We start from the raw sequence: 21,409 nt of genomic DNA on the forward strand, positions 1-21,409 counted from the left end.
TGCGGGTCGGTACGATCCCAGTCATGCGCGCGCTCCAGGTATGGCGCCGCATCCATCAGCAGTCAGGAGAGACCGGTGTCAGACGTCCGTGTGATCATCCAACGCGATTCCGAGCGGGAAGAGCGCGTGGTGACGACGGGCACAACGGCCGCCGACCTCTTCGCCGGCGAGCGCTCGATCGTCGCCGCGCGCGTGGGCGGTGAGCTGAAGGACCTCGCGTACGAGGTGAAGGACGGCGAGACCGTCGAGGGCGTCGAGATCTCCTCCGAGGACGGCCTGAACATCCTGCGCCACTCCACCGCGCATGTGATGGCCCAGGCCGTGCAGGAGCTCTTCCCCGAGGCCAAGCTGGGCATCGGCCCGCCGGTCCGGGACGGCTTCTACTACGACTTCGACGTCGAGAAGCCGTTCACGCCCGAGGACCTCAAGGCCGTCGAGAAGAAGATGCAGGAGATCCAGAAGCGCGGCCAGCGCTTCTCGCGCCGTGTGGTCACCGACGAGGCCGCCCGTGAGGAACTGTCGGACGAGCCGTACAAGCTGGAGCTGATCGGCCTCAAGGGCTCGGCGTCCAGCGAGGACGGCGCGGACGTCGAGGTCGGCGCGGGCGAGCTGACCATCTACGACAACCTCGATGCGAAGACCGGCGAGCTGTGCTGGAAGGACCTCTGCCGCGGTCCCCACCTGCCCTCCACCCGCAACATCCCGGCGTTCAAGCTGATGCGCAACGCCGCCGCGTACTGGCGCGGCAGCGAGAAGAACCCGATGCTCCAGCGCATCTACGGCACCGCCTGGCCGTCCAAGGACGAGCTGAAGGCGCACCTCGACTTCCTCGCCGAGGCCGAGAAGCGCGACCACCGCAAGCTGGGCGCCGAGCTGGACCTGTTCTCGATCCCGGAACAGATCGGCTCCGGTCTCGCCGTCTTCCACCCCAAGGGCGGCATCGTCCGCCGGGTGATGGAGGACTACTCGCGGCGCCGCCACGAGGAGGAGGGCTACGAGTTCGTCTACAGCCCGCACGCCACCAAGGGGAAGCTCTTCGAGACCTCGGGCCACCTGGACTGGTACGCCGACGGCATGTACCCGCCCATGCAGCTCGACGAGGGCGTGGACTACTACCTCAAGCCCATGAACTGCCCGATGCACAACCTGATCTTCGACGCGCGTGGCCGCTCGTACCGTGAACTGCCGCTGCGCCTTTTCGAGTTCGGGACCGTGTACCGGTACGAGAAGTCGGGCGTCGTGCACGGACTGACCCGTGCCCGCGGCTTCACCCAGGACGACGCGCACATCTACTGCACGCGCGAGCAGATGGCCGACGAGCTCGACCGCACGCTCACCTTCGTGCTGAACCTGCTGCGCGACTACGGCCTCACGGACTTCTACCTGGAGCTGTCCACCAAGGACCCGGAGAAGTTCGTCGGCTCCGACGAGGTCTGGGAGGAAGCCACCGAGACCCTGCGCCAGGTGGCCGAGAAGCAGGGCCTGCCGCTCGTCCCCGACCCGGGCGGCGCGGCCTTCTACGGCCCGAAGATCTCGGTGCAGGCGAAGGACGCGATCGGCCGCACCTGGCAGATGTCCACGGTGCAGCTGGACTTCAACCTGCCGGAGCGCTTCGACCTCGAGTACACGGGTCCGGACGGATCCAAGCAGCGTCCGGTCATGATCCACCGTGCCCTCTTCGGCTCGATCGAGCGGTTCTTCGCGGTGCTCCTGGAGCACTACGCGGGCGCGTTCCCGGCGTGGCTGGCGCCGGTGCAGGCGATCGGCATCCCGATCGGCGACGCGCACGTGGAGTACCTGGAGAAGTTCGCCGCGGCGGCCCGGAAGAAGGGGCTGCGCGTCGAGGTGGACTCCTCCTCCGACCGGATGCAGAAGAAGATCCGCAACGCCCAGAAGCAGAAGGTGCCCTTCATGGTCATCGCGGGCGACGAGGACATGTCCAACGGATCGGTGTCGTTCCGCTACCGGGACGGCTCGCAGGAGAACGGCATCCCGTTCGACGAGGCCATCGCGAAGATCGCGAAGGTGGTCGAGGAGCGGGCGCAGGTCTGACCCGTCGTGCGTGCCGGAGGGCCCCCGGGAGTTCACCTCCCCGGGGGCCCTCCGCCGTCGTCCCGCACCGTGAACCGCTGCATCAGCCACGACGAGAAGGACCCCGTCACCGCGCCCAGCAGACCGAGGCCGCAGCCCATCAGCACCACCGCGACCAGCCGACCCGGCAGCGTCACCGGCACGACATCGCCGTAGCCCACCGTCGCCAGGGTGGAGGCCGCCCACCACAGCGCGTCACCGAACGTGCGGATCGTCGCGTCCGGGTCGGTGTGCTCGTACTCGTACACCGCGAGCGCGGCGGAGAAGCCGAGCAGCACGGCCGACAGACCCGCGTAGAGCATCACCCGCGCCTGCAGGGAGAGCCGGGGCGTCCCCCGGCGGTGCTCCTGGAGGGCGTCGTAGACCCGTGCGATGCGCACCGGCCGCAGCAGAGGCAGCAGCACGACCAGTGAGTCCAGCCAGTGCCGCTGGACGAAGCGCACACCTTCACCGCTCAGATGCCAGCGCACCGAGTAGTCGACGATGAACAGCGCCCAGGTTCCGTACGTCACCGCCAGGCACATGTCGCGAACCGGACCGGGCAGCCCCTCGCCCAGGACCCGTGCCGCGTACGAGCCGAGGAAGAGCAGGGAGGCCGCGCCGAGCGGGATCCCCGCCCGCCGCTCCCAGCGGGCCGTACGGCTGTCGTCGTCCATCGGCCCAGCTTGGCCCGCGACCGTTTTGCCCGAGCCCCGCCGACACGCCGCGAACGAGCGAAGCCATATGCTGCACTGCATGACGAGTGAGCCGGAACAGCAGATCGGAGTGGGGACCCAGGACGCGTTCCAGCGTCTGTGGACGCCTCACCGGATGGCGTACATCCAGGGCGAGAACAAGCCGACCGGCCCCGGGGCCGGCGACGGCTGCCCGTTCTGCTCGATCCCGGCCAAGTCCGACGAGGACGGGCTGATCGTCAGGCGCGGTGAGCAGGTGTACGTGGTTCTCAACCTGTACCCGTACAACGGCGGCCATCTGATGGTCGTGCCCTACCGCCACGTCGCCGACTACACGGATCTGACCGAGCCGGAGACCGCGGAACTCGCCGAGCTCACCAAGCAGGCGATGACCGCTCTGCGCACGGCCTCCGGGGCGCACGGCTTCAACATCGGCATGAACCAGGGGACGGTCGCCGGCGCGGGCATCGCCGCCCATCTGCACCAGCACGTCGTCCCGCGCTGGGGCGGCGACACCAACTTCATGCCGGTGATCGGCCATACGAGGGTCCTGCCGCAACTGCTGGCCGACACCAGGAAGATGCTGGCGGAGGCCTGGCCGACGACGTCCGGCTAGCCTCGGGCAGGCGTGCCTCCCGGGACGGCGGCCCCCGGGGACGGGCGGCCCCGTCCGGCGGGGCGGACCCGGCTCACCGCCCAAGGGACTAGGCGTCGTAGACGTCGGCCTTCCGCGGCGACACGTCCTGCACCTGCGTGCTGAGGAACGACGACCGCGTGCCGAACTTCTCCGTGTCCACGCCGTTCTCCTCCAGCACCCGGATCGCCGCCGCGTGCACCACCCGCAGCACGGGCGTGGCCGCGCGCAGCGCGTCGTCCGCCATGAACCGGTGCCGCCACGGCTGGTCCGCCCAGGCGTGGCGCAGACCGAACGGCTCGGGCAGCGTCAGCGAGCCGCCGAGCCAGTTCAGCAGCGGCGGATACCAGGTGAGCGGGGCGCGCACGGCGAGCCGCACCACCTCGTCCGTGTCGACCAGCGGGAGCTTCACCTCTCGGGTCTCCCAGAATTTGACCTGCTTCTGCACGGTCTTGGTCGGCGCCGCCGGCTTGGTTGTGAACAGCGCGTTCACGGGGCCCAGGGCATGCCCGGTGACCTCGATGCGCAGCGTCTCGTGCAGGACCGTCACCGTGATCAGCATGGTGATGATCAGCTGGCCGTCCCAGAGCGTCCACTGGACCCCCAGGTAGTGCCGCTCACCGCTGCCGAACTGCTGCTTGTTGCAGATGTCCTGGATGGCGTGGGTCTTGATCTGGTACGCGTCCACGTCCGTGCCCTCGGGACGGGACACCTCCTTCGCGTTCTCCCCGATCGGGTTGACGACCCAGTGCCGGATCGACGGGGTGGTGAAACCTCCGGTGTTCAGCGGCCCCCGCTCCAGCATGCGCAGCTGGTCGTGGATGGCCCTGATCACGTCCCAGCTGCGGAAGGGATGGATCTCCTTGTCCGGATCGCGCGGCACCAGGTCCTCGGCGAGCTGCCAGCTGCCCCAGCGCGTGCCCATGCCGAGGATGCCCTTGGGCCCGGCGTAGAAGACGGAGTTGGACTGCTGCTCGGCGCTCAGCCGGACCAGCGCCTGGCGCAGCAGTTCGGCGGCGCTCTCCCCGGGGCTGCCGGGCACCGCCTCCGGGATCTTCGCGCCGAGTCCGCCGCCGGAGAGCAGGCTGTCCCAGCGCTCCCGCAGGTCGCGCGCCGTACGCTCGCAGATCTGCTTCGCCCAGAACCAGCCGACGACCGGCAGCACGACCGCCGCGCGTGCGTACCACGCCCAGAAGCCGCCGAACGGAATGCGGATCAGGAAGATCACCGCGAGGACGCCCACCGCGGCCAGCAGCGTGGTGCCGAGAGCGGAACCGCGCTTGGCGTCCCGCCGGGTGATGGTGGCCCGGATCGTGAAGACCAGCAGCCACACCAGGAGCCCCGGAAGGAAGAGCACCCCGCACAGCACCGTCACCGCCGACAGCCAGTTGTCGCGCTCCCGGCGGATGCGGTGCGCGGCCAGGCAGTGCTCCACGACCACCTGCGGCTCGGTGCCGAAGGACTGGATGAGCGGCTTGCGGCCGGCTCCCAGCATCCGGTCCCGCACCGCCAGCGAGAAGGCCTCCCCGAGGTTGGGCCGGAAGATCCTCGCCCAGGAGCGGCCGGGGGTGACGGCCGACTGGTGCCATTCGTTGTCGGCGTCGAGGATCGTCTCGACCTTCGCGTCGCGGTAGGCCGCCGAGGCCAGCGCGAAGGTCGCCGCCGTCTGGCCCGCGGAGCCCGACAGGGGCACCTGGGCCCCGGGGCTGAAATCGAATCCGTCCGTCACTGCCGCCCCCATCGCCGCCGAACCCGCTCCTGCGGCCTTCCCGACTTCCTTGCCCCGCACACCTGTTGAACAGGTCATCGTGCTGGTCGCGTCTCAACTTGATCAGGTCATCAGCGTATCCGCAGGCGCCGGCATTCGTCGGTGGACGGCCGGAAGCCGTCCACCGACGGGAGGGAAAGGGAACACAGGTCCAACTACGAGGCCTCACGCTCCTGTTCGCGGACCTTCACGGCGAGCTGCGGTGGCATCGGCTCGTGCCGGGCGTAGGAGCGGCTGAAGCGCGCGGTGCCGTGCGAGAGGGAGCGCAGGTCGACCGCGTACCGGCCGATCTCGATCTCCGGCACCTCGGCCCGTACGAGGGTGCGGCCGCCGCTCGTCTGCTCGGTGCCCAGCACCCGGCCGCGCCGCCCGGACAGGTCGCTCATCACGGCGCCGACGTACTCGTCGCCGACCAGCACCGTCACCTCGGCGACCGGTTCCAGGAGGTGGATCGTGGCATCGGCCGCAGCCTCGCGCAGGGCCAGCGCGCCCGCCGTCTGGAAGGCGGCGTCGGAGGAGTCCACGGAGTGCGCCTTGCCGTCGAGGAGCGTGATGCGGATGTCGACGAGGGGGTGGCCGGCGGCCACGCCCTTGGCGGCCTGGGCCCGGACGCCCTTCTCGACGGACGGGATGAACTGCCGGGGCACGGCCCCGCCGACCACCTTGTCCACGAACTCGATGCCGGAGCCGCCGGACAGCGGTTCGACCTCGATCTCGCAGATCGCGTACTGCCCGTGGCCGCCGGACTGCTTCACATGGCGGCCGCGCCCGGCAGACCTGCCCGCGAAAGTCTCCCGCAGGGAGACCTTGTGCGGGACCACATCGACCTGGACGCCGTACCGGCTGCGCAGCCGCTCGAGGACGACGTCCGCGTGGGCCTCGCCCAGACACCACAGCACCACCTGGTGGGTGTCCTGGTTCTGTTCGAGCCGCATGGTCGGATCCTCGGCGACCAGCCGTGCCAGCCCCTGGCTGAGCTTGTCCTCGTCCGCCTTGCTGTGCGCCTGGATGGCGAGCGGCAGCAGCGGGTCGGGCATCTCCCAGGGTTCCAGCAGCAGCGGGTCGTCCTTGGCCGACAGGGTGTCGCCGGTCTCGGCCCGGTTCAGCTTCGCCACGCATGCCAGATCGCCGGCGATGCAATGGGTGAGGGGACGCTGCTGTTTGCCGAACGGCGCGGACAGGGCGCCGATGCGCTCGTCGACGTCGTGGTCCTCGTGGCCGCGGTCGGCGAGCCCGTGCCCGGACACATGGACCGTCTCGTCGGGGCGCAGAGTGCCCGAGAACACGCGGACCAGCGAGACACGCCCCACGTACGGGTCGGACGACGTCTTCACGACCTCCGCCGCGAGTGGCCCGTCCGGGTCGCAGAGCTTGAGGTCGCGCGGCTTGCCGTCCGGTGTGGTGACCGTCGGTGCCTCCCGCTCCAGCGGAGTCGGGAAGCCGCCCGTGACCAGCTCGAGCAGCTCGACCGTGCCGAGGCCCTGCCGGGCGCCGTCGGAGGCGGGCGCGGCGGCCAGGACCGGGAAGAACCTGCCGCGGGCGACGGCCCGCTCCAGGTCCTGCACCAGCGTGCCGAAGTCGATCTCCTCGCCGCCCAGATAGCGGTCCATGAGGGTCTCGTCCTCGCTCTCCGCGATGATCCCCTCGATGAGCCGGTTGCGGGCCTCCTCCATCAGCGGCAGCTGGTCGGGCCCCGGCTCGGACTCCTTGCGCTCGCCGGTCGAGTAGTCGAACAGCTTCTGCGACAGCAGGCCGGTCAGCCCGGTCACGGGCGCGTGCCCGTCCGGCCCCTGTGGGCCGTGCAGCGGCAGGTACAGCGGCAGTACGGCATCGGGGTCGTCCGCCCCGAACGCCTCCGCACAGACCCGGGTCATCTCCTCGAAGTCGGCCCTTGCGGCCTCCAGGTGCGTGATCACGATGGCGCGCGGCATACCGACCGCCGCGCACTCCTCCCAGACCATGCGGGTCGAGCCGTCCACCCCGTCCGAGGCGGAGACGACGAAAAGGGCCGCGTCCGCGGCGCGCAGACCGGCCCTGAGTTCCCCGACGAAGTCGGCGTATCCAGGAGTGTCCAGCAAGTTGATCTTGATCCCGTCCCAATCGACGGGGACCAGGGAGAGCTGCACCGAGCGCTGCTGCCGGTGCTCGATCTCGTCGTAGTCGGAGATGGTGCCGCCGTCCTCCACACGGCCCGCCCGGTTCACCGCTCCCGCCGTCAGCGCGAGAGCCTCCACCAGAGTCGTCTTTCCCGATCCGCTGTGGCCGACCAGCACCACATTCCGTACGGACGCGGGGCGGTCGGCCGCCGTTGCCCTGCCGGCGGCTCCGGTGTGTGTATTCGCCTTGTCGCCCATGGCCTTGCCTCCCGTGCACGGTGAGGTCACTGTGGGCGGGGACATGCGGACCCGCGTGCGGTGGCGGCTCCGATGGCGCCCGCGGTGTCTTCGAGCTTCGCACTCGCGTCACGGTGCGTCCATACGAAGGACGCGATCCCGCCACCCGTGCGTGCCGCGTCGGCCCGCGATCGCGCCGTGGCCCCCGCCGTCAGGACGTGACACGGGGTGCGGGTGCCCGGCCGTCGCGCACCCGCGCGCGTGGCTACGATGGGCCAGCCGGTGGCCAGCAGGGGCCGCGCGGCGCACCGACCGTCGGGAAGGCCATGCTGAACAAGTACGCGCGTGCATTCTTCACGCGTGTCCTCACACCGTTCGCCGCGTTTCTGATCCGGAGGGGCGTCAGCCCCGACGCGGTCACGCTCCTCGGTACCGCCGGAGTGGTCGCGGGCGCGTTGGTCTTCTACCCCCGGGGCGAGTTCTTCTGGGGAACGGTCGTCATCACCCTGTTCGTCTTCTCGGACCTCGTCGACGGCAACATGGCCCGCCAGCTCGGCCGCTCCAGCCGCTGGGGAGCCTTCCTGGACTCCACGCTCGACCGGGTCGCCGACGGTGCCATCTTCGGAGGGTTCGCCCTCTGGTACGCGGGCAAGGGCCACGACGACGTCCTGTGCGCGGTCTCGATCTTCTGCCTGGCCAGCGGCCAGGTCGTGTCGTACACCAAGGCCCGGGGCGAGTCGATCGGCCTGCCCGTCGCGGTCAACGGGCTCGTGGAGCGCGCCGAACGCCTGGTGATCTCGCTGGTCGCGGCCGGTCTCGCGGGCCTGCACAGGTTCGGTGTGCCCGGCATCCAGGTCCTGTTGCCGATCGCGCTGTGGATCGTCGCCGTCGGCAGCCTGGTCACGCTGATCCAGCGGGTGGTCACGGTGCGCCGGGAAGCCGCCGAGGCGGACGCCGCCGCGGCCGACGAGAAGAGCGAGAATGCCTCGCACGGGAGCGAGGCGGCCACGTGAACGACGGGCGGGACCGAGAGCAGGACCGAGAGCAGGACGGAGAGGCGGCCTCATGACCAGCCTCCAGGAGCGGTTGACGGACGGGCTCTACGGCCTCGGCTGGAGCACGGTCAAGAAGCTGCCCGAACCTGTGGCCACCGCGCTGGGCCGGTCCATCGCCGACCTTGTCTGGAAGCAGCGAGGCGCGGGCGTGCGACGGCTCGAGAGCAACTACGCGCGCGTGGTGCCCGACGCGAGTCCCGAGCGGCTCGCCGAACTCAGCCGGGCGGGCATGCGCTCGTACCTGCGCTACTGGATGGAGTCCTTCCGGCTCCCGGCGTGGAGCGAGGAGCGCGTCAAGGGCGGTTTCGAACCCAAGGATCTGCACCACCTCACCGACGGACTGGCTTCCGGCAGGGGCGTCGTCCTTGCGCTGCCGCACCTGGCCAATTGGGATCTGGCGGGCGCCTGGGTCACCACCAAACTGGAGACGCCGTTCACGACGGTCGCCGAGCGGCTCAAGCCCGAGACGCTGTACGACCGGTTCGTCGCCTACCGTGAGGGCCTCGGCATGGAGGTGCTGCCGCACAGCGGCGGCTCCGCGTTCGGCACCCTGGCCCGGCGGCTGCGCGACGGGGGGCTGGTCTGCCTGGTCGCCGACCGTGACCTGTCCGACTCCGGCATCGAGGTCACCTTCTTCGGTGAGACGGCCCGGATGCCCGCGGGGCCCGCGCTGCTCGCCCAGCAGACCGGCGCGCTGCTGCTGCCGGTGACGCTCTGGTACGACGACTCGCCCGTCATGCAGGGGCGCGTTCACCCTCCGATCGGGGTGCCGGAGGAAGGCAGCCGGGCCGAGAAGGCGTCCGTGATGACCCAGGCGGTGGCCGACGCCTTCGCCACGGGGATCGCCGAGCATCCGGAGGACTGGCACATGCTGCAGCGCTTGTGGCTCGCCGACCTCGACCCCGGCAAGGACCCGCGGAAGGGCACGCCGTGAGGATCGGCATCGTCTGCCCGTACTCCTGGGACGTTCCGGGCGGCGTCCAGTTCCACATCCGGGATCTCGCCGAGTACTTCATCCGGCTCGGGCACGAGGTCTCCGTCCTGGCCCCCGCGGACGACGACACACCCCTGCCGCCGTACGTCGTCTCGGCGGGCCGCGCGGTCCCGGTGCCGTACAACGGCTCGGTGGCCCGCCTGAACTTCGGCTTCCTCAGTGCCGCGCGGGTCCGGCGGTGGCTGCACGACGGCGAGTTCGACGTGATCCACATCCACGAGCCGACCTCGCCGTCGCTGGGCCTGCTGGCCTGCTGGGCGGCGCAGGGCCCGATCGTGGCGACCTTCCACACGTCGAACCCGCGCTCCCGGGCGATGGTCGCCGCGTACGCCATCCTCCAGGCCGCCCTCGAGAAGATCAGCGCGCGCATCGCGGTGAGCGAGTACGCGCGGCGCACCCTGGTCGAACACCTCGGCGGCGACGCGGTGGTGATCCCGAACGGCGTGGACGTCGACTTCTTCGCGAAGGCCGAGCCCAAGGCCGAGTGGCAGGGGAACACGATCGGCTTCATGGGGCGCATCGACGAACCGCGCAAGGGCCTTCCGGTCCTCATGAAGGCCCTGCCGAAGATCCTGGCCGCCCGCCCGGAGACCAGGCTGCTGGTGGCCGGCCGGGGCGACGAGAAGGAGGCGGTGGAGACGCTCCCCTCTCGGCTGCGCTCGCGCGTGGAGTTCCTCGGGATGATCAGCGACGAGGACAAGGCCCGCTTCCTGCGCAGCGTGGATCTGTACGTGGCTCCCAACACCGGGGGCGAGAGCTTCGGGATCATTCTGGTGGAGGCCATGTCCGCGGGCGCCCCCGTGCTCGCCTCCGACCTGGACGCCTTCGCCCAGGTCCTCGACCGGGGGGCGGCCGGCGAGCTGTTCGCCAACGAGGACGCCGACGCACTCGCCGATGCGGCGGTGCGGCTGCTGGGGGACCCCGAGCGGCGCGCACAACTGCGGGAGCGCGGCAGCACCCACGTACGGCGCTTCGACTGGTCGACGGTCGGGGCGGACATCCTGTCGGTCTACGAGACGGTGACGGACGGGACGGCGGCGGTGGCCGCGGACGAACGGACGGGCCTGCGCGCCCGCCTCGGCCTGGCCCGGGACTGACCCGTTCCGACCACCGCGCGCCGGTACGGCCGACCACGGGGCCGGGCGGGTCGGAGTGCCGTGATCGGGGGCGCGGCCTGGTGGGCGGGGCTGGGGCCGACTGCCGGCAGCAGTTGGCCGCCGGGCCCGGCTGGACGCCACGGTCCGGCGGCCGCCGCGGCGCCCCGAAGCTCCAGCCGCGGCGTCCCGAAGCTCCAGGTGAGGGGAGCGCGGACAGGTAGCCTTGCCGCCCGTGACCGCAACCCTCATCTGGATCCTCGTCGCCCTCGTGGTGATCGGCCTCTACCTGAGCTGGACCGCGGGGCGCCTCGACCGGCTGCACTCCCGCATCGACGCGGCGCGCGCCGCACTCGACGCGCAGTTGTTGCGCCGCGCCTCGGTCGCCCAGGAGCTGGCGACCGCCGGCGTGCTCGACCCGGCCGCGTCGATCGTCCTCTACGAGGCCGCCCATGCGGCCCGGCAGGCGGAGGAGGAGCAGCGTGAGGTCGCCGAGAGCGAGCTGAGCCAGGCGCTGCGGGCCGTCTTCGGCGAGGCGCAGCAGGTGGAGGCGGTCCGGGAGGCACCGGGCGGGGAAGCGGCGGCCCGGGAGCTGACCGAGGCGGTGCGGAGGGTGCCGATGGCGCGGCGGTTCCACAACGACGCCGTGCGGGCGGTCCGGGCGCTGCGGCGTCACCGTAAGGTGCGCTGGTTCCGCCTCGCCGGCCACGCCCCGTTCCCGATGGCCTTCGAGATGGACGACGAGCCGCCGCCGGCGCTGACGGACCGTTCGACGGTGTGAGAGCGGGTCCGGGCCGGCGCGGGTGACGTCCCGGCGCGACCCCGGCACGTACCCCCGGTGGTCCGCAAAACGATCCACCGCCTCCTCATTGGCCCTTGCTGTGGCCTGGTCCCCTCCCGTTTCCTCGGTCGAGCAGAATTCCCTCTTTTCCAGAGTGAGGTCGAACCCGTGTCCAGCACGCTCTCCACCCCCCAGACCCCCGAGACCGGCACCGCCCGCGTCAAGCGCGGCATGGCCGAGCAGCTCAAGGGCGGCGTGATCATGGACGTCGTCACGCCGGAGCAGGCGAAGATCGCCGAGGACGCGGGCGCCGTTGCCGTCATGGCTCTGGAGCGGGTCCCGGCCGACATCCGCAAGGACGGCGGGGTTGCTCGGATGTCCGACCCGGACATGGTCGAGGGCATCATCAACGCCGTCTCGATCCCGGTCATGGCCAAGTCCCGCATCGGTCACTTCGTCGAGGCCCAGGTCCTGCAGTCCCTCGGCGTCGACTACATCGACGAGTCCGAGGTCCTCACCCCGGCCGACGAGGTCAACCACTCCGACAAGTGGGCCTTCACCACGCCGTTCGTCTGCGGCGCGACCAACCTCGGCGAGGCCCTGCGCCGCATCGCCGAGGGTGCCGCCATGATCCGCTCCAAGGGCGAGGCCGGCACCGGCAACGTCGTCGAGGCGGTCCGTCACCTGCGCCAGATCAAGGGCGACATCGCCCGTCTGCGCGGCCTCGACAACCACGAGCTGTACGCCGCCGCCAAGGAGCTGCGCGCCCCCTACGAGCTGGTCAAGGAGGTCGCCGAGCTGGGCAAGCTCCCGGTCGTGCTGTTCTCCGCCGGTGGCGTCGCCACCCCGGCCGACGCGGCTCTGATGCGCCAGCTCGGCGCCGAGGGCGTCTTCGTCGGCTCCGGCATCTTCAAGTCCGGGGACCCGGCCAAGCGCGCCGCCGCCATCGTGAAGGCCACCACCTTCTACGACGACCCCAAGATCATCGCGGACGCGTCCCGCAACCTCGGCGAGGCCATGGTCGGCATCAACTGCGACACCCTCCCCGAGGCCCAGCGCTACGCCAACCGCGGCTGGTAAGTCACCGGTCACCGCTCGAGGACATCACTTACATGACTGACGCACCCGTCATAGGCGTCCTGGCCCTCCAGGGCGACGTACGGGAGCACCTCATCGCCCTGGCCGCGGCCGACGCCGTGGCCAGGCCGGTGCGGCGCCCCGAAGAGCTCGCCGAGGTCGACGGCCTCGTCATCCCCGGCGGCGAGTCCACCACCATCTCCAAGCTGGCCGTCCTGTTCGGAGTGATGGAACCCCTCCGCGCGCGCGTGCGCGGCGGCATGCCCGTCTACGGCACCTGCGCGGGCATGATCATGCTCGCCGACAAGATCCTCGACCCGCGCTCGGGCCAGGAGACCATCGGCGGGATCGACATGATCGTGCGCCGCAACGCCTTCGGACGTCAGAACGAGTCCTTCGAGGCGGCGGTCGACGTCAGCGGAGTCGAGGGCGATCCTGTAGAGGGCGTCTTCATCCGCGCCCCCTGGGTGGAGTCCGTCGGGGCCGAGGCCGAGGTGCTCGCCGAGTACGACGGTCACATCGTCGCCGTACGCCAGGGCAACGCGCTGGCCACGTCGTTCCACCCGGAACTGACCGGAGACCACCGTGTGCACGCCCTGTTCGTCGACATGGTGCGCGCCGAACGGACGGCGGAGTCCTTGTAGGATCTCTGGCGTTCGTTGCAGAGATGGGTTACGCGAAGGAGACAGGCAGATGTCCGGCCACTCTAAATGGGCCACGACGAAGCACAAGAAGGCCGTGATCGACGCCAAGCGCGGCAAGCTCTTCGCGAAGCTGATCAAGAACGTCGAGGTCGCGGCCCGCATGGGCGGCGCCGACGTGGACGGTAACCCGACGCTGTACGACGCCGTGCAGAAGGCGAAGAAGCAGTCGGTTCCGAACAAGAACATCGACTCGGCGATCAAGCGTGGTGCGGGCCTCGAGGCCGGCGGCGCCGACTACGAGACGATCATGTACGAGGGCTACGGACCGAACGGTGTCGCGGTGCTCATCGAGTGCCTCACCGACAACCGCAACCGCGCCGCCTCCGACGTCCGCGTCGCCATGACGCGCAACGGCGGCTCCATGGCCGACCCGGGCTCCGTCTCGTACATGTTCAGCCGCAAGGGCGTCGTGATCGTGCCCAAGGGCGGGCTGACCGAGGACGACGTCCTGGGTGCCGTGCTCGATGCGGGCGCCGAGGAGGTCAACGACCTCGGCGAGTCCTTCGAGGTGATCAGCGAGGCCACCGACCTGGTCGCGGTCCGCACCGCCCTCCAGGAGACCGGGATCGACTACGACTCCGCGGAGGCCAACTTCGTGCCGTCCGTCCAGGTCGAGCTGGACGAGGAGGGCGCCAAGAAGATCTTCAAGCTGATCGACGCGCTCGAGGACAGCGACGACGTGCAGAACGTCTTCGCCAACTTCGATGTGAGCGACGAAGTCATGGAGAAGGTCGAGGCCTGAGCGCCGAGCGCCGGACACCTGGTCCGGCGCCGGCCGCCGGACATGCGAATGGCCCGCCGAAGTCTCTTCGGCGGGCCATCGCTATGCGTTACCGGCGCCTCGAGGGGCGGCCGACGCGCGGTGTTCGATCAGCCGTCGATGCTCTTCACCGTGCCGGTGTGCTTCAGGTGACCCTTGCCGTCGGCGGGGACGGTGGCCGCGCGCATGTCCTCGAACTGGCCGTCCTTCCACCAGATGTTGATGGTCGACGTGGTGTTGCAGGTGTTGTGGAAGTAGACGGTCGTGGTCGAAATGCCGTCGGCCCACGACCAGTTGAAGCACCCGCTGTGGCCGGTGTGCTTGGAGTCGGCCGCGGCCTGCGCAGGAGTCGCGATGGCCATGCCGGCCAGCAGAACGGACGCGGTCACAGCAGCCTTGGCTATGGAGCGCATGGATTCCCCGATTCTTGTCCGATGTGGTCGATGCGAACGTCAGTTCGCTTGAGCGCGCACAGTGGTCCTCTGTTCGCGCCGCACCGGAAGTTATAAGTGATCAAGGATGTGAAGCAACGATGAATGGCCGTTGCCGACCTGCTTTCTGATGACTTGTCGGGCAAAGTGGGCCACTCCAGCATGATCCTTTACTTCTCCTTTAAGGATCATGAGGGAGCCGGGCGGCGTGCACGTCGGTCCTTCGGCCGGTGCTCCGGAGCCCTTCCGGGGACGGGGGGGCGACGCGTTGTCGGTGGCGGCGGATAGCCTGACGCAGCAGGACGGACAGGCCACGGACAGAGGCGGGGAGGCGAAGGAGCGAGGTGCGTGTACTCGGTGTGGATCCCGGACTGACCCGATGCGGCGTCGCAGTCGTCGAGGGCGTCCCGGGGCGGCAGTTGACGATGCGCGGTGTCGGTGTCGTCCGCACCCCCGTCGACGCGGACCTGGGCCACCGCCTCGTCGCCATCGAACAGGGCATCGAGCAGTGGCTGGACGAGCACCGGCCCGACGTCGTCGCCGTGGAGCGTGTGTTCAGCCAGCACAACGTGCGTACGGTGATGGGCACGGCCCAGGCCAGCGCCATCGCCATGCTCTGCGCCGCCCGCCGCGGCATCCCCGTCGCCCTGCACACCCCCAGCGAGGTCAAGGCCGCGGTCACCGGCAGCGGACGGGCGGACAAGGCTCAGGTCGGCGCCATGGTCACCCGGCTGCTGCGGCTGGACGCCCCGCCCAGGCCCGCCGACGCCGCCGACGCCCTCGCCCTCGCCATCTGCCACATCTGGCGCGCGCCCGCCCAGAACCGACTCCAGCAGGCCGTCGCCCTGCATGCATCGAAAGGCCGTACCGCATGATCGCCTTCGTCAGCGGCCCGGTCGCCGCCCTCGCCCCCGACTCCGCGGTGGTCGAGGTGGGCGGCGTCGGCATCGCCGTCCAGTGCGCGCCGAACACCCTCTCCGGACTCCGGATCGGACAGCAGGCCAAGCTCGCCACGTCCCTGGTGGTGCGGGAGGACTCGCTGACGCTGTACGGCTTCGCGGACGACGACGAGCGCCAGGTCTTCGAGCTGTTGCAGACCGCGAGCGGCGTCGGCCCCCGCCTGGCCCAGTCGATGCTGGCCGTCCACAGCCCCGACGCCCTGCGCCGTGCCGTGGCGACCGGTGACGAGAAGGCGCTCGTGGCCGTCCCCGGTATCGGCAAGAAGGGCGCCCAGAAGCTGCTGCTGGAGCTGAAGGACCGTCTGGGCGAGCCGATCGGCTCGCCCACGGTCGGCGCACCGGTCACCTCCGGCTGGCGCGACCAGTTGCACGCCGCGCTGATCGGCCTCGGGTACGCCACCCGCGAGGCGGACGACGCCGTCACCGCCGTCGCCCCGCAGGCCGAGGCCACCGGGGGCACGCCCCAGGTGGGCGTCCTGCTCAAGGCGGCCCTGCAGACCCTGAACAGGGCGCGCTGAGCGAGGGCGGCCCCGACCCTGCGACCGCCACGGCCTGACGCAGCCCGGCAAGGGCATCCCACGCCCGTACGATTCCACCCGACCGCGACCCCGAGGCACACGCAATGAACTGGGACGACACGACCGACACCCCCGCCCCCGAGCGGTTCGTCGGCCCCGAGGCGGAGCGGCTGGTGGGCTCCGCCGCCGACGGTGAGGACCAGGCCGTCGAGGCTGCCCTGCGCCCCAAGGACCTGGACGAGTTCATCGGCCAGGAGAGGGTCCGCGAGCAGCTCGACCTCGTCCTGCGAGCGGCCCGCGCACGGGGTGCCACCGCCGACCATGTCCTCCTGTCCGGCGCCCCCGGTCTGGGCAAGACGACACTTTCGATGATCATCGCGGCCGAGATGGGCGCCCCCATCCGTATCACCAGCGGACCCGCCATCCAGCACGCCGGCGACCTCGCCGCGATCCTCTCCTCCCTCCAGGAGGGAGAGGTCCTGTTCCTCGACGAGATCCACCGCATGTCCCGGCCCGCCGAGGAGATGCTCTACATGGCCATGGAGGACTTCCGGGTCGATGTGATCGTCGGCAAGGGCCCCGGTGCCACCGCCATCCCGCTCGAGCTGCCGCCGTTCACCCTGGTGGGAGCCACCACGCGCGCGGGCCTGCTGCCGCCCCCGCTGCGCGACCGCTTCGGCTTCACCGCGCACATGGAGTTCTACGAGCCCGCCGAGCTGGAGCGCGTCATCCACCGGTCGGCGCACCTCCTCGACGTGGAGATCGACCCCGAAGGCGCCGCCGAGATCGCCGGACGGTCCCGCGGCACGCCCCGTATCGCCAACCGTCTGCTGCGCCGCGTCCGGGACTATGCGCAGGTCAAGGCGGACGGCGTCATCACCCGGGAGATCGCCGCGGCCGCGCTCAGTGTCTACGAGGTCGACGCCCGCGGCCTCGACCGCCTGGACCGGGCCGTCCTTCAGGCCCTGCTCAAGCTGTTCGGCGGCGGGCCCGTCGGGCTGTCCACTCTCGCGGTCGCGGTGGGGGAGGAGCGTGAGACCGTGGAGGAGGTCGCCGAGCCGTTCCTGGTCAGGGAAGGTCTGCTCGCCCGGACTCCGCGCGGGCGTGTGGCCACCCCTGCCGCCTGGGCGCACCTCGGTCTGACCGCACCGCGCGGGGCGACCGGGGGGAACGGACAACAGGACCTGTTCGGGGCCTGACGGCGCGGTACTCGCCTCAGCAGGAACTCGGGTGCCATGCTGAGCGTTGTTCCATGTGCGCGGACTCGCTTAGACTCCGCCGATGCCGCCCTTGCGGGCGGTGCCCACCACCCCCATCCACCAGGCCGCAGATCCAGCGGTCGTGCGAAGGAAACTCCGTCCCGTGAATACCTTGACCCTTCTCCCGTTCATCGTGCTCATCGCGGCCATGTTCCTGATGACCCGCTCTGCGAAGAAGAAGCAGCAGCAGGCCGCTCACATGCGCAACGAGATGCAGCCCGGCAGCGGCGTCCGCACGATCGGGGGCATGTACGCAACGGTCAAGGAGGTCCACGAGGACACGGTCCTCCTTGACGCGGGCCCGGGCGTGGAGCTGCTCTTCGCCAAGAACGCGATCGGCGCCGTCCTCTCCGACGACGAGTACAACCGCATCGTCCACGGCATCGAGCACGACCTGAAGGGTGACGGCACCGTCGTGCCGGACGACGCCTCCTCGCTCACCGAGAGTGACGAGCTCGCCGCCGACGCCTCTTCCGACGCCTCCGAAGGCAAGGCGATCGACCTCGGCAAGAAGGACGCGGACGACGTGGTCGACGCGAAGGCCGACGAGGCCGACGAGGCCGACGCGAAGGCCGAGGAAGCAGAGCCGAAGAAGACCGACGGCGGGTCCGACGCGAAGTAGTCACGCCCCGGGAGTGCGGCGCGGATCACGACCACCCGCGTCACCTGCCTCCCGGGACGTGCGTTTCGCGCACGGAATCCCGACACCATGTCATGGCCGTCCGCGCGCCCGTCCGGCGCCGGGCGGCCCGAGAGGGAGTACGAGAAGGTGGCAGCACCTAAGAAGGGCCGGAGCGCGGGCGCCCAGAGCAGGCCGGGGCGCTCGCTGGCCCTCATCCTGATCGCCATCGCGGCGCTCACCGGGGGAATGTTCGCCTCCGGGCATACCACTCCGCGTCTCGGCATCGACCTCGCCGGTGGCACGAGCATCACACTGACGGCGGTCAACGAGCCCGGTCAGCCCAACGCGATCAACAAGACCAACATGGACACCGCGGTCGAGATCATGAACCGCCGTGTCAACGGTCTGGGCGTTTCCGAGACGGAGGTGCAGACCCAGGGCGATCGCAACATCATCGTCAACATCCCCCGGGGCACGAACTCCAAGGAGGCCCGGGCACAGGTCGGCACCACCGCCAAGCTCTACTTCCGCCCGGTCATCCAGCGGGACGTCTCCGGTACCGGCGCCTCGACCACCCCGAGCGCCAGCCCGAGCACCGGCTCCGGCGCGGGCAGCGGCGCCTCGCCGAGCCCGTCGAGCTCCGCCAAGGCGAACGGCAAGCAGAAGGCGACGTCCGGATCGGCCAGCCCGACGGCGTCGGCCACGTCACAGGGCCGTGCCGTCACCGACGCGCTGAAGGCCGGCTCCCCCTCTCCGTCGGCGGCCGGCTCCGCATCGGCCAAGACCTCCGCCAAGCCCTCGGCGAAGGCTCCCGGCGGCGCCTCGCCGTCCGCAAGCGGTGCCCCCGCCGACGCCGCAGGCAAGCTCCAGGCCCAGTACGCCGCGCTCGACTGCAGCAAGCCCGAGCAGCGCGCCACGGCCGGCAAGGGCGCCAAGCCCGGCGAGCCCACCGTCGCCTGTGGCAAGGACGGCAAGGTGTGGACCAAGTTCCTGCTCGGCCCGGTCGCGGTCGACGGCACGGAGGTCAACAAGGCCCAGGCCGCCTACGACACCCAGAGCGCCGCCGGCTGGCAGGTCCAGATGACCTTCAACTCCAGCGGCACCAAGAAGTTCGCCGACATCACCAGCCAGCTGGCCCGGAAGACGACCCCGCAGAACGAGTTCGCGATCGTCCTCGACGACGAGGTCGTCTCCCACCCGTACGTCCAGACGCCCATCACCGGCGGCAACGCGGAGATCTCCGGCAGCTTCAGCCAGCAGGACGCCCAGAGCCTCGCCAACATGCTGTCGTACGGTGCGCTGCCGCTCACGTTCAAGGAGTCGAGCGTCACCACGGTGACCGCCGCGCTCGGCGGTGAGCAGCTGCAGGCCGGTCTGGTCGCCGGCGCCATCGGCCTGGCCCTGGTCGTGATCTACCTGGTCGTCTACTACCGCGGCCTGTCCGTGATCGCCGTCGCGTCCCTCATGGTCTCCGCGAGCCTCACCTACGTGATCATGGCGTTGCTCGGCCCGACGATCCACTTCGCGTTGAACCTGCCCGCAGTGTGCGGTGCCATCGTCGCGATCGGTATCACGGCGGACTCGTTCATCGTCTACTTCGAACGTGTCCGCGACGAGATCCGGGAAGGCCGCTCCCTGCGCCCCGCCGTCGAGCGGGCCTGGCCCCGCGCCCGGCGCACCATCCTGGTCTCCGACTTCGTGTCCTTCCTCGCCGCCGCGGTGCTCTTCATCGTCACCGTCGGCAAGGTCCAGGGCTTCGCGTTCACGCTCGGTCTGACCACCCTGCTCGACGTGGTGGTGGTGTTCCTCTTCACCAAGCCGCTGCTGACGCTCCTGGCCCGACGGAAGTTCTACGCGAGCGGTCACAGGTGGTCGGGCCTCGATCCGAAGCGACTGGGTGCCAAGCCCCCGCTGCGGCGCACCCGCCGTCCCTCCGCCCCCGTCGAGACGAAGGAGGCGTGAGATGTCGAAGCTCGGCAACATCGGCGCCCGACTGCACCGTGGCGAGGTCGGTTACGACTTCGTCGGCAACCGCAAGATCTGGTACGGCATCTCCATCCTGATCACCATCACGGCCATCCTCGGCCTGGCGGTGCGGGGCCTGAACATGGGCATCGAGTTCCAGGGCGGAGCGGTCCTCACCACCCCGAAGACAAGCGTCTCGGTGGCCCAGGCCGAGACCTACGCCCAGGACGCCTCCGGTCACACCGCCGTGGTGCAGAAGCTCGGCACGGGCGGCCTGCGCATCCAGATCGCCGGGGTCGACACCGGCAAGTCCGACCAGGTCAAGGACACGCTGGCCAAGGACCTGAACGTCGGTTCCGACAAGATCAACGCCGACCTGGTCGGCCCCAGCTGGGGCCAGCAGATCGCCGACAAGGCCTGGGAGGGCCTGGCGATCTTCATGGTGCTGGTCGTGATCTACCTGGCGATCGCCTTCGAGTGGCGCATGGCCGTGGCCGCGCTCGTCGCCCTGGTCCACGACATCACCATCACCACCGGTATCTACGCGCTCGTCGGCTTCGAGGTCACGCCCGGCACCGTGATCGGTCTGCTGACGATCCTCGGTTACTCGCTCTACGACACGGTCGTCGTCTTCGACAGCCTCAAGGAGCAGACGAAGGACCTCACCAAGCAGACCCGCTGGACCTACAGCGATGTGGCCAACCGCTCGATCAACAGCACCCTGGTGCGTTCCATCAACACCACGGTGGTCGCGCTGCTGCCGGTGGCGGGCCTGCTGTTCATCGGCGGCGGCGTCCTCGGCGCCGGCATGCTCAACGACATCTCGCTGTCGCTGTTCGTCGGCCTCGCGGCCGGTGCGTACTCCTCGATCTTCATCGCCACGCCGCTCGTCGCCGACCTCAAGGAGCGCGAGCCTCAGATGAAGGCCCTGAGGAAGCGCGTCCTCGCCAAGCGGGCACAGGCCGCCGCCGGGGAAGAGCTCGTCGCGGCGCGCGCCGACGACGGATCGGGCGCCGGTGATCCGGAGGATGCCGCGCCCGCGGTCGTCGGCCAGCGCAGCCAGCCCGCGTCCCGCGGACGGGGCCGGGGCCGACCCTCCGGGAAGCGCCGATGACGGACATAGAGGCGCCGACGACCGAGATCAGGGAGCTTCTGCTCAGCCGCATCCGTGACGTCCCCGACCACCCCGAGCCGGGTGTGATGTTCAAGGACATCACCCCGCTGCTCGCGGACCCGGCGGCGTTCACCGCGTTGACCGACGCTCTGGCGGAGCTGACCGTGCGCCACGGAGCGACGAAGATCGTCGGCCTGGAGGCCCGCGGCTTCATCCTCGGCGCCCCGGTCGCCGTCCGCGCGGGCGTCGGCTTCGTCCCCGTGCGCAAGGCGGGCAAGCTCCCCGGAGCAACGCTCAGGCAGGCCTACGACCTGGAGTACGGCTCCGCCGAGATCGAGGTGCACGCCGAGGACCTGGCCCCCGCCGACCGGGTGATGGTCATCGACGACGTGCTCGCCACCGGCGGCACCGCCGAGGCCTCGCTCCAGCTCATCCGCCGGGCGGGCGCCGAGGTCGCGGGTGTGTCCGTGCTCATGGAGCTGGGCTTCCTGGGCGGGCGCGCCCGGCTGGAGCCGGCCCTGGACGGTGCGCCGCTGGAGGCGCTGCTCCAGGTGTGAGACCCGCGCGGTACACCTC

19 protein-coding genes and 1 pseudogene are annotated in these 21,409 nt (G+C 70.4%); 16 read left to right on the top strand and 4 right to left on the bottom strand.

Going from position 1 to position 21,409, the window contains the following annotated elements; genetic code table 11:
• Nucleotides 1-75: 75 nt before the first annotated feature.
• A complete protein-coding gene (thrS, locus tag AAW14_RS03115) occupies nt 76-2,052 on the top strand; it encodes a threonine--tRNA ligase (protein WP_265559561.1) in 1,977 nt (658 codons plus the stop codon).
• A 32-nt stretch (nt 2,053-2,084) separates the two neighbouring features.
• Here thrS and AAW14_RS03120 read toward each other — a convergent pair whose 3' ends face one another.
• Nucleotides 2,085-2,747, bottom strand: a complete 663-nt coding sequence (locus AAW14_RS03120; RefSeq protein WP_265559564.1) for a potassium channel family protein — start codon at nt 2,745-2,747, stop codon at nt 2,085-2,087.
• A 67-nt stretch (nt 2,748-2,814) separates the two neighbouring features.
• On the opposite strand from AAW14_RS03120, the gene AAW14_RS03125 reads away from it, so the two are divergent.
• Entirely contained in the window at nt 2,815-3,381 is a 567-nt protein-coding gene (locus tag AAW14_RS03125; protein ID WP_265559566.1) for an HIT family protein, read from the top strand.
• 88 nt (nt 3,382-3,469) lie between these two features.
• On the opposite strand, the gene AAW14_RS03130 is transcribed toward AAW14_RS03125, so the two are convergent.
• Together AAW14_RS03130 and AAW14_RS03135 are read right to left on the bottom strand one after the other, a co-directional pair.
• Nucleotides 3,470-5,140, bottom strand: a complete 1,671-nt coding sequence (locus AAW14_RS03130; protein ID WP_265559568.1) for a hypothetical protein — start codon at nt 5,138-5,140, stop codon at nt 3,470-3,472.
• Between the two features lie 182 nt (nt 5,141-5,322).
• On the bottom strand, nt 5,323-7,521 hold the full coding sequence (locus AAW14_RS03135; RefSeq protein ID WP_265559895.1) for an elongation factor G-like protein EF-G2: 2,199 nt from the start codon (nt 7,519-7,521) through the stop codon (nt 5,323-5,325).
• 249 nt (nt 7,522-7,770) lie between these two features.
• On the opposite strand from AAW14_RS03135, the pseudogene pgsA reads away from it, so the two are divergent.
• The 7 genes and pseudogenes from pgsA (at nt 7,771) to AAW14_RS03170 (ending at nt 13,947) form a co-directional block, all read left to right on the top strand.
• Nucleotides 7,771-8,513: pseudogene (pgsA, locus tag AAW14_RS03140) on the top strand (phosphatidylinositol phosphate synthase).
• A gap of 52 nt (nt 8,514-8,565) precedes the next feature.
• On the top strand, nt 8,566-9,489 hold the full coding sequence (locus AAW14_RS03145) for a phosphatidylinositol mannoside acyltransferase (RefSeq protein ID WP_265559572.1): 924 nt from the start codon (nt 8,566-8,568) through the stop codon (nt 9,487-9,489).
• Nucleotides 9,486-10,646, top strand: a complete 1,161-nt coding sequence (locus AAW14_RS03150; RefSeq protein ID WP_265559574.1) for a glycosyltransferase family 4 protein — start codon at nt 9,486-9,488, stop codon at nt 10,644-10,646. The genes AAW14_RS03145 and AAW14_RS03150 overlap by 4 nt, the downstream gene beginning before the upstream one ends.
• 232 nt (nt 10,647-10,878) lie before the next feature.
• Nucleotides 10,879-11,424, top strand: coding sequence for a hypothetical protein (locus AAW14_RS03155; RefSeq protein ID WP_265559576.1), 546 nt, complete (start codon nt 10,879-10,881; stop codon nt 11,422-11,424).
• A gap of 168 nt (nt 11,425-11,592) precedes the next feature.
• A complete protein-coding gene (gene pdxS, locus AAW14_RS03160; protein ID WP_265559578.1) occupies nt 11,593-12,504 on the top strand; it encodes a pyridoxal 5'-phosphate synthase lyase subunit PdxS in 912 nt (303 codons plus the stop codon).
• 32 nt (nt 12,505-12,536) lie between these two features.
• Nucleotides 12,537-13,145 (top strand): pyridoxal 5'-phosphate synthase glutaminase subunit PdxT, encoded by a 609-nt coding sequence (gene pdxT, locus AAW14_RS03165; RefSeq protein ID WP_265559579.1) that lies wholly within the window; start codon nt 12,537-12,539, stop codon nt 13,143-13,145.
• A 49-nt stretch (nt 13,146-13,194) separates the two neighbouring features.
• Nucleotides 13,195-13,947, top strand: coding sequence for a YebC/PmpR family DNA-binding transcriptional regulator (locus AAW14_RS03170; protein ID WP_265559581.1), 753 nt, complete (start codon nt 13,195-13,197; stop codon nt 13,945-13,947).
• 128 nt (nt 13,948-14,075) lie between these two features.
• Here the strand turns inward: AAW14_RS03170 and AAW14_RS03175 are convergent, their stop codons facing one another.
• Nucleotides 14,076-14,378, bottom strand: a complete 303-nt coding sequence (locus AAW14_RS03175; RefSeq protein WP_265559583.1) for a hypothetical protein — start codon at nt 14,376-14,378, stop codon at nt 14,076-14,078.
• A gap of 362 nt (nt 14,379-14,740) precedes the next feature.
• Between AAW14_RS03175 and ruvC the strand changes: the two genes are divergently transcribed.
• The 7 genes from ruvC to AAW14_RS03210 all read left to right on the top strand — a co-directional run bounded on the left by ruvC (nt 14,741) and on the right by AAW14_RS03210 (nt 21,390).
• Nucleotides 14,741-15,271, top strand: coding sequence for a crossover junction endodeoxyribonuclease RuvC (gene ruvC / locus AAW14_RS03180; protein WP_265559585.1), 531 nt, complete (start codon nt 14,741-14,743; stop codon nt 15,269-15,271).
• Nucleotides 15,268-15,873 carry a Holliday junction branch migration protein RuvA gene (gene ruvA / locus AAW14_RS03185; RefSeq protein ID WP_265559587.1) on the top strand — a complete coding sequence of 202 codons (606 nt, stop codon included), beginning with the start codon at nt 15,268-15,270 and terminating at the stop codon, nt 15,871-15,873. The genes ruvC and ruvA overlap by 4 nt, the downstream gene beginning before the upstream one ends.
• 104 nt (nt 15,874-15,977) lie before the next feature.
• The gene (gene ruvB / locus AAW14_RS03190) at nt 15,978-17,072 is read left to right on the top strand and encodes a Holliday junction branch migration DNA helicase RuvB (protein WP_265559589.1); all 1,095 of its coding nucleotides are present in this window, start codon (nt 15,978-15,980) and stop codon (nt 17,070-17,072) included.
• A 163-nt stretch (nt 17,073-17,235) separates the two neighbouring features.
• On the top strand, nt 17,236-17,754 hold the full coding sequence (gene yajC, locus AAW14_RS03195; protein ID WP_265559591.1) for a preprotein translocase subunit YajC: 519 nt from the start codon (nt 17,236-17,238) through the stop codon (nt 17,752-17,754).
• 147 nt (nt 17,755-17,901) lie between these two features.
• Nucleotides 17,902-19,716 carry a protein translocase subunit SecD gene (secD, locus tag AAW14_RS03200; protein WP_265559593.1) on the top strand — a complete coding sequence of 605 codons (1,815 nt, stop codon included), beginning with the start codon at nt 17,902-17,904 and terminating at the stop codon, nt 19,714-19,716.
• 1 nt (nt 19,717) lies between these two features.
• Entirely contained in the window at nt 19,718-20,833 is a 1,116-nt protein-coding gene (gene secF, locus AAW14_RS03205) for a protein translocase subunit SecF (protein WP_265559594.1), read from the top strand.
• Nucleotides 20,830-21,390, top strand: a complete 561-nt coding sequence (locus AAW14_RS03210; protein ID WP_265559597.1) for an adenine phosphoribosyltransferase — start codon at nt 20,830-20,832, stop codon at nt 21,388-21,390. Before secF ends, AAW14_RS03210 begins: the two co-directional genes overlap by 4 nt.
• The last annotated feature ends 19 nt before the right edge of the window (nt 21,391-21,409 follow it).

Source organism: Streptomyces hygroscopicus (assembly GCF_026168105.1).
GTDB lineage: Bacteria > Actinomycetota > Actinomycetes > Streptomycetales > Streptomycetaceae > Streptomyces > Streptomyces hygroscopicus_D.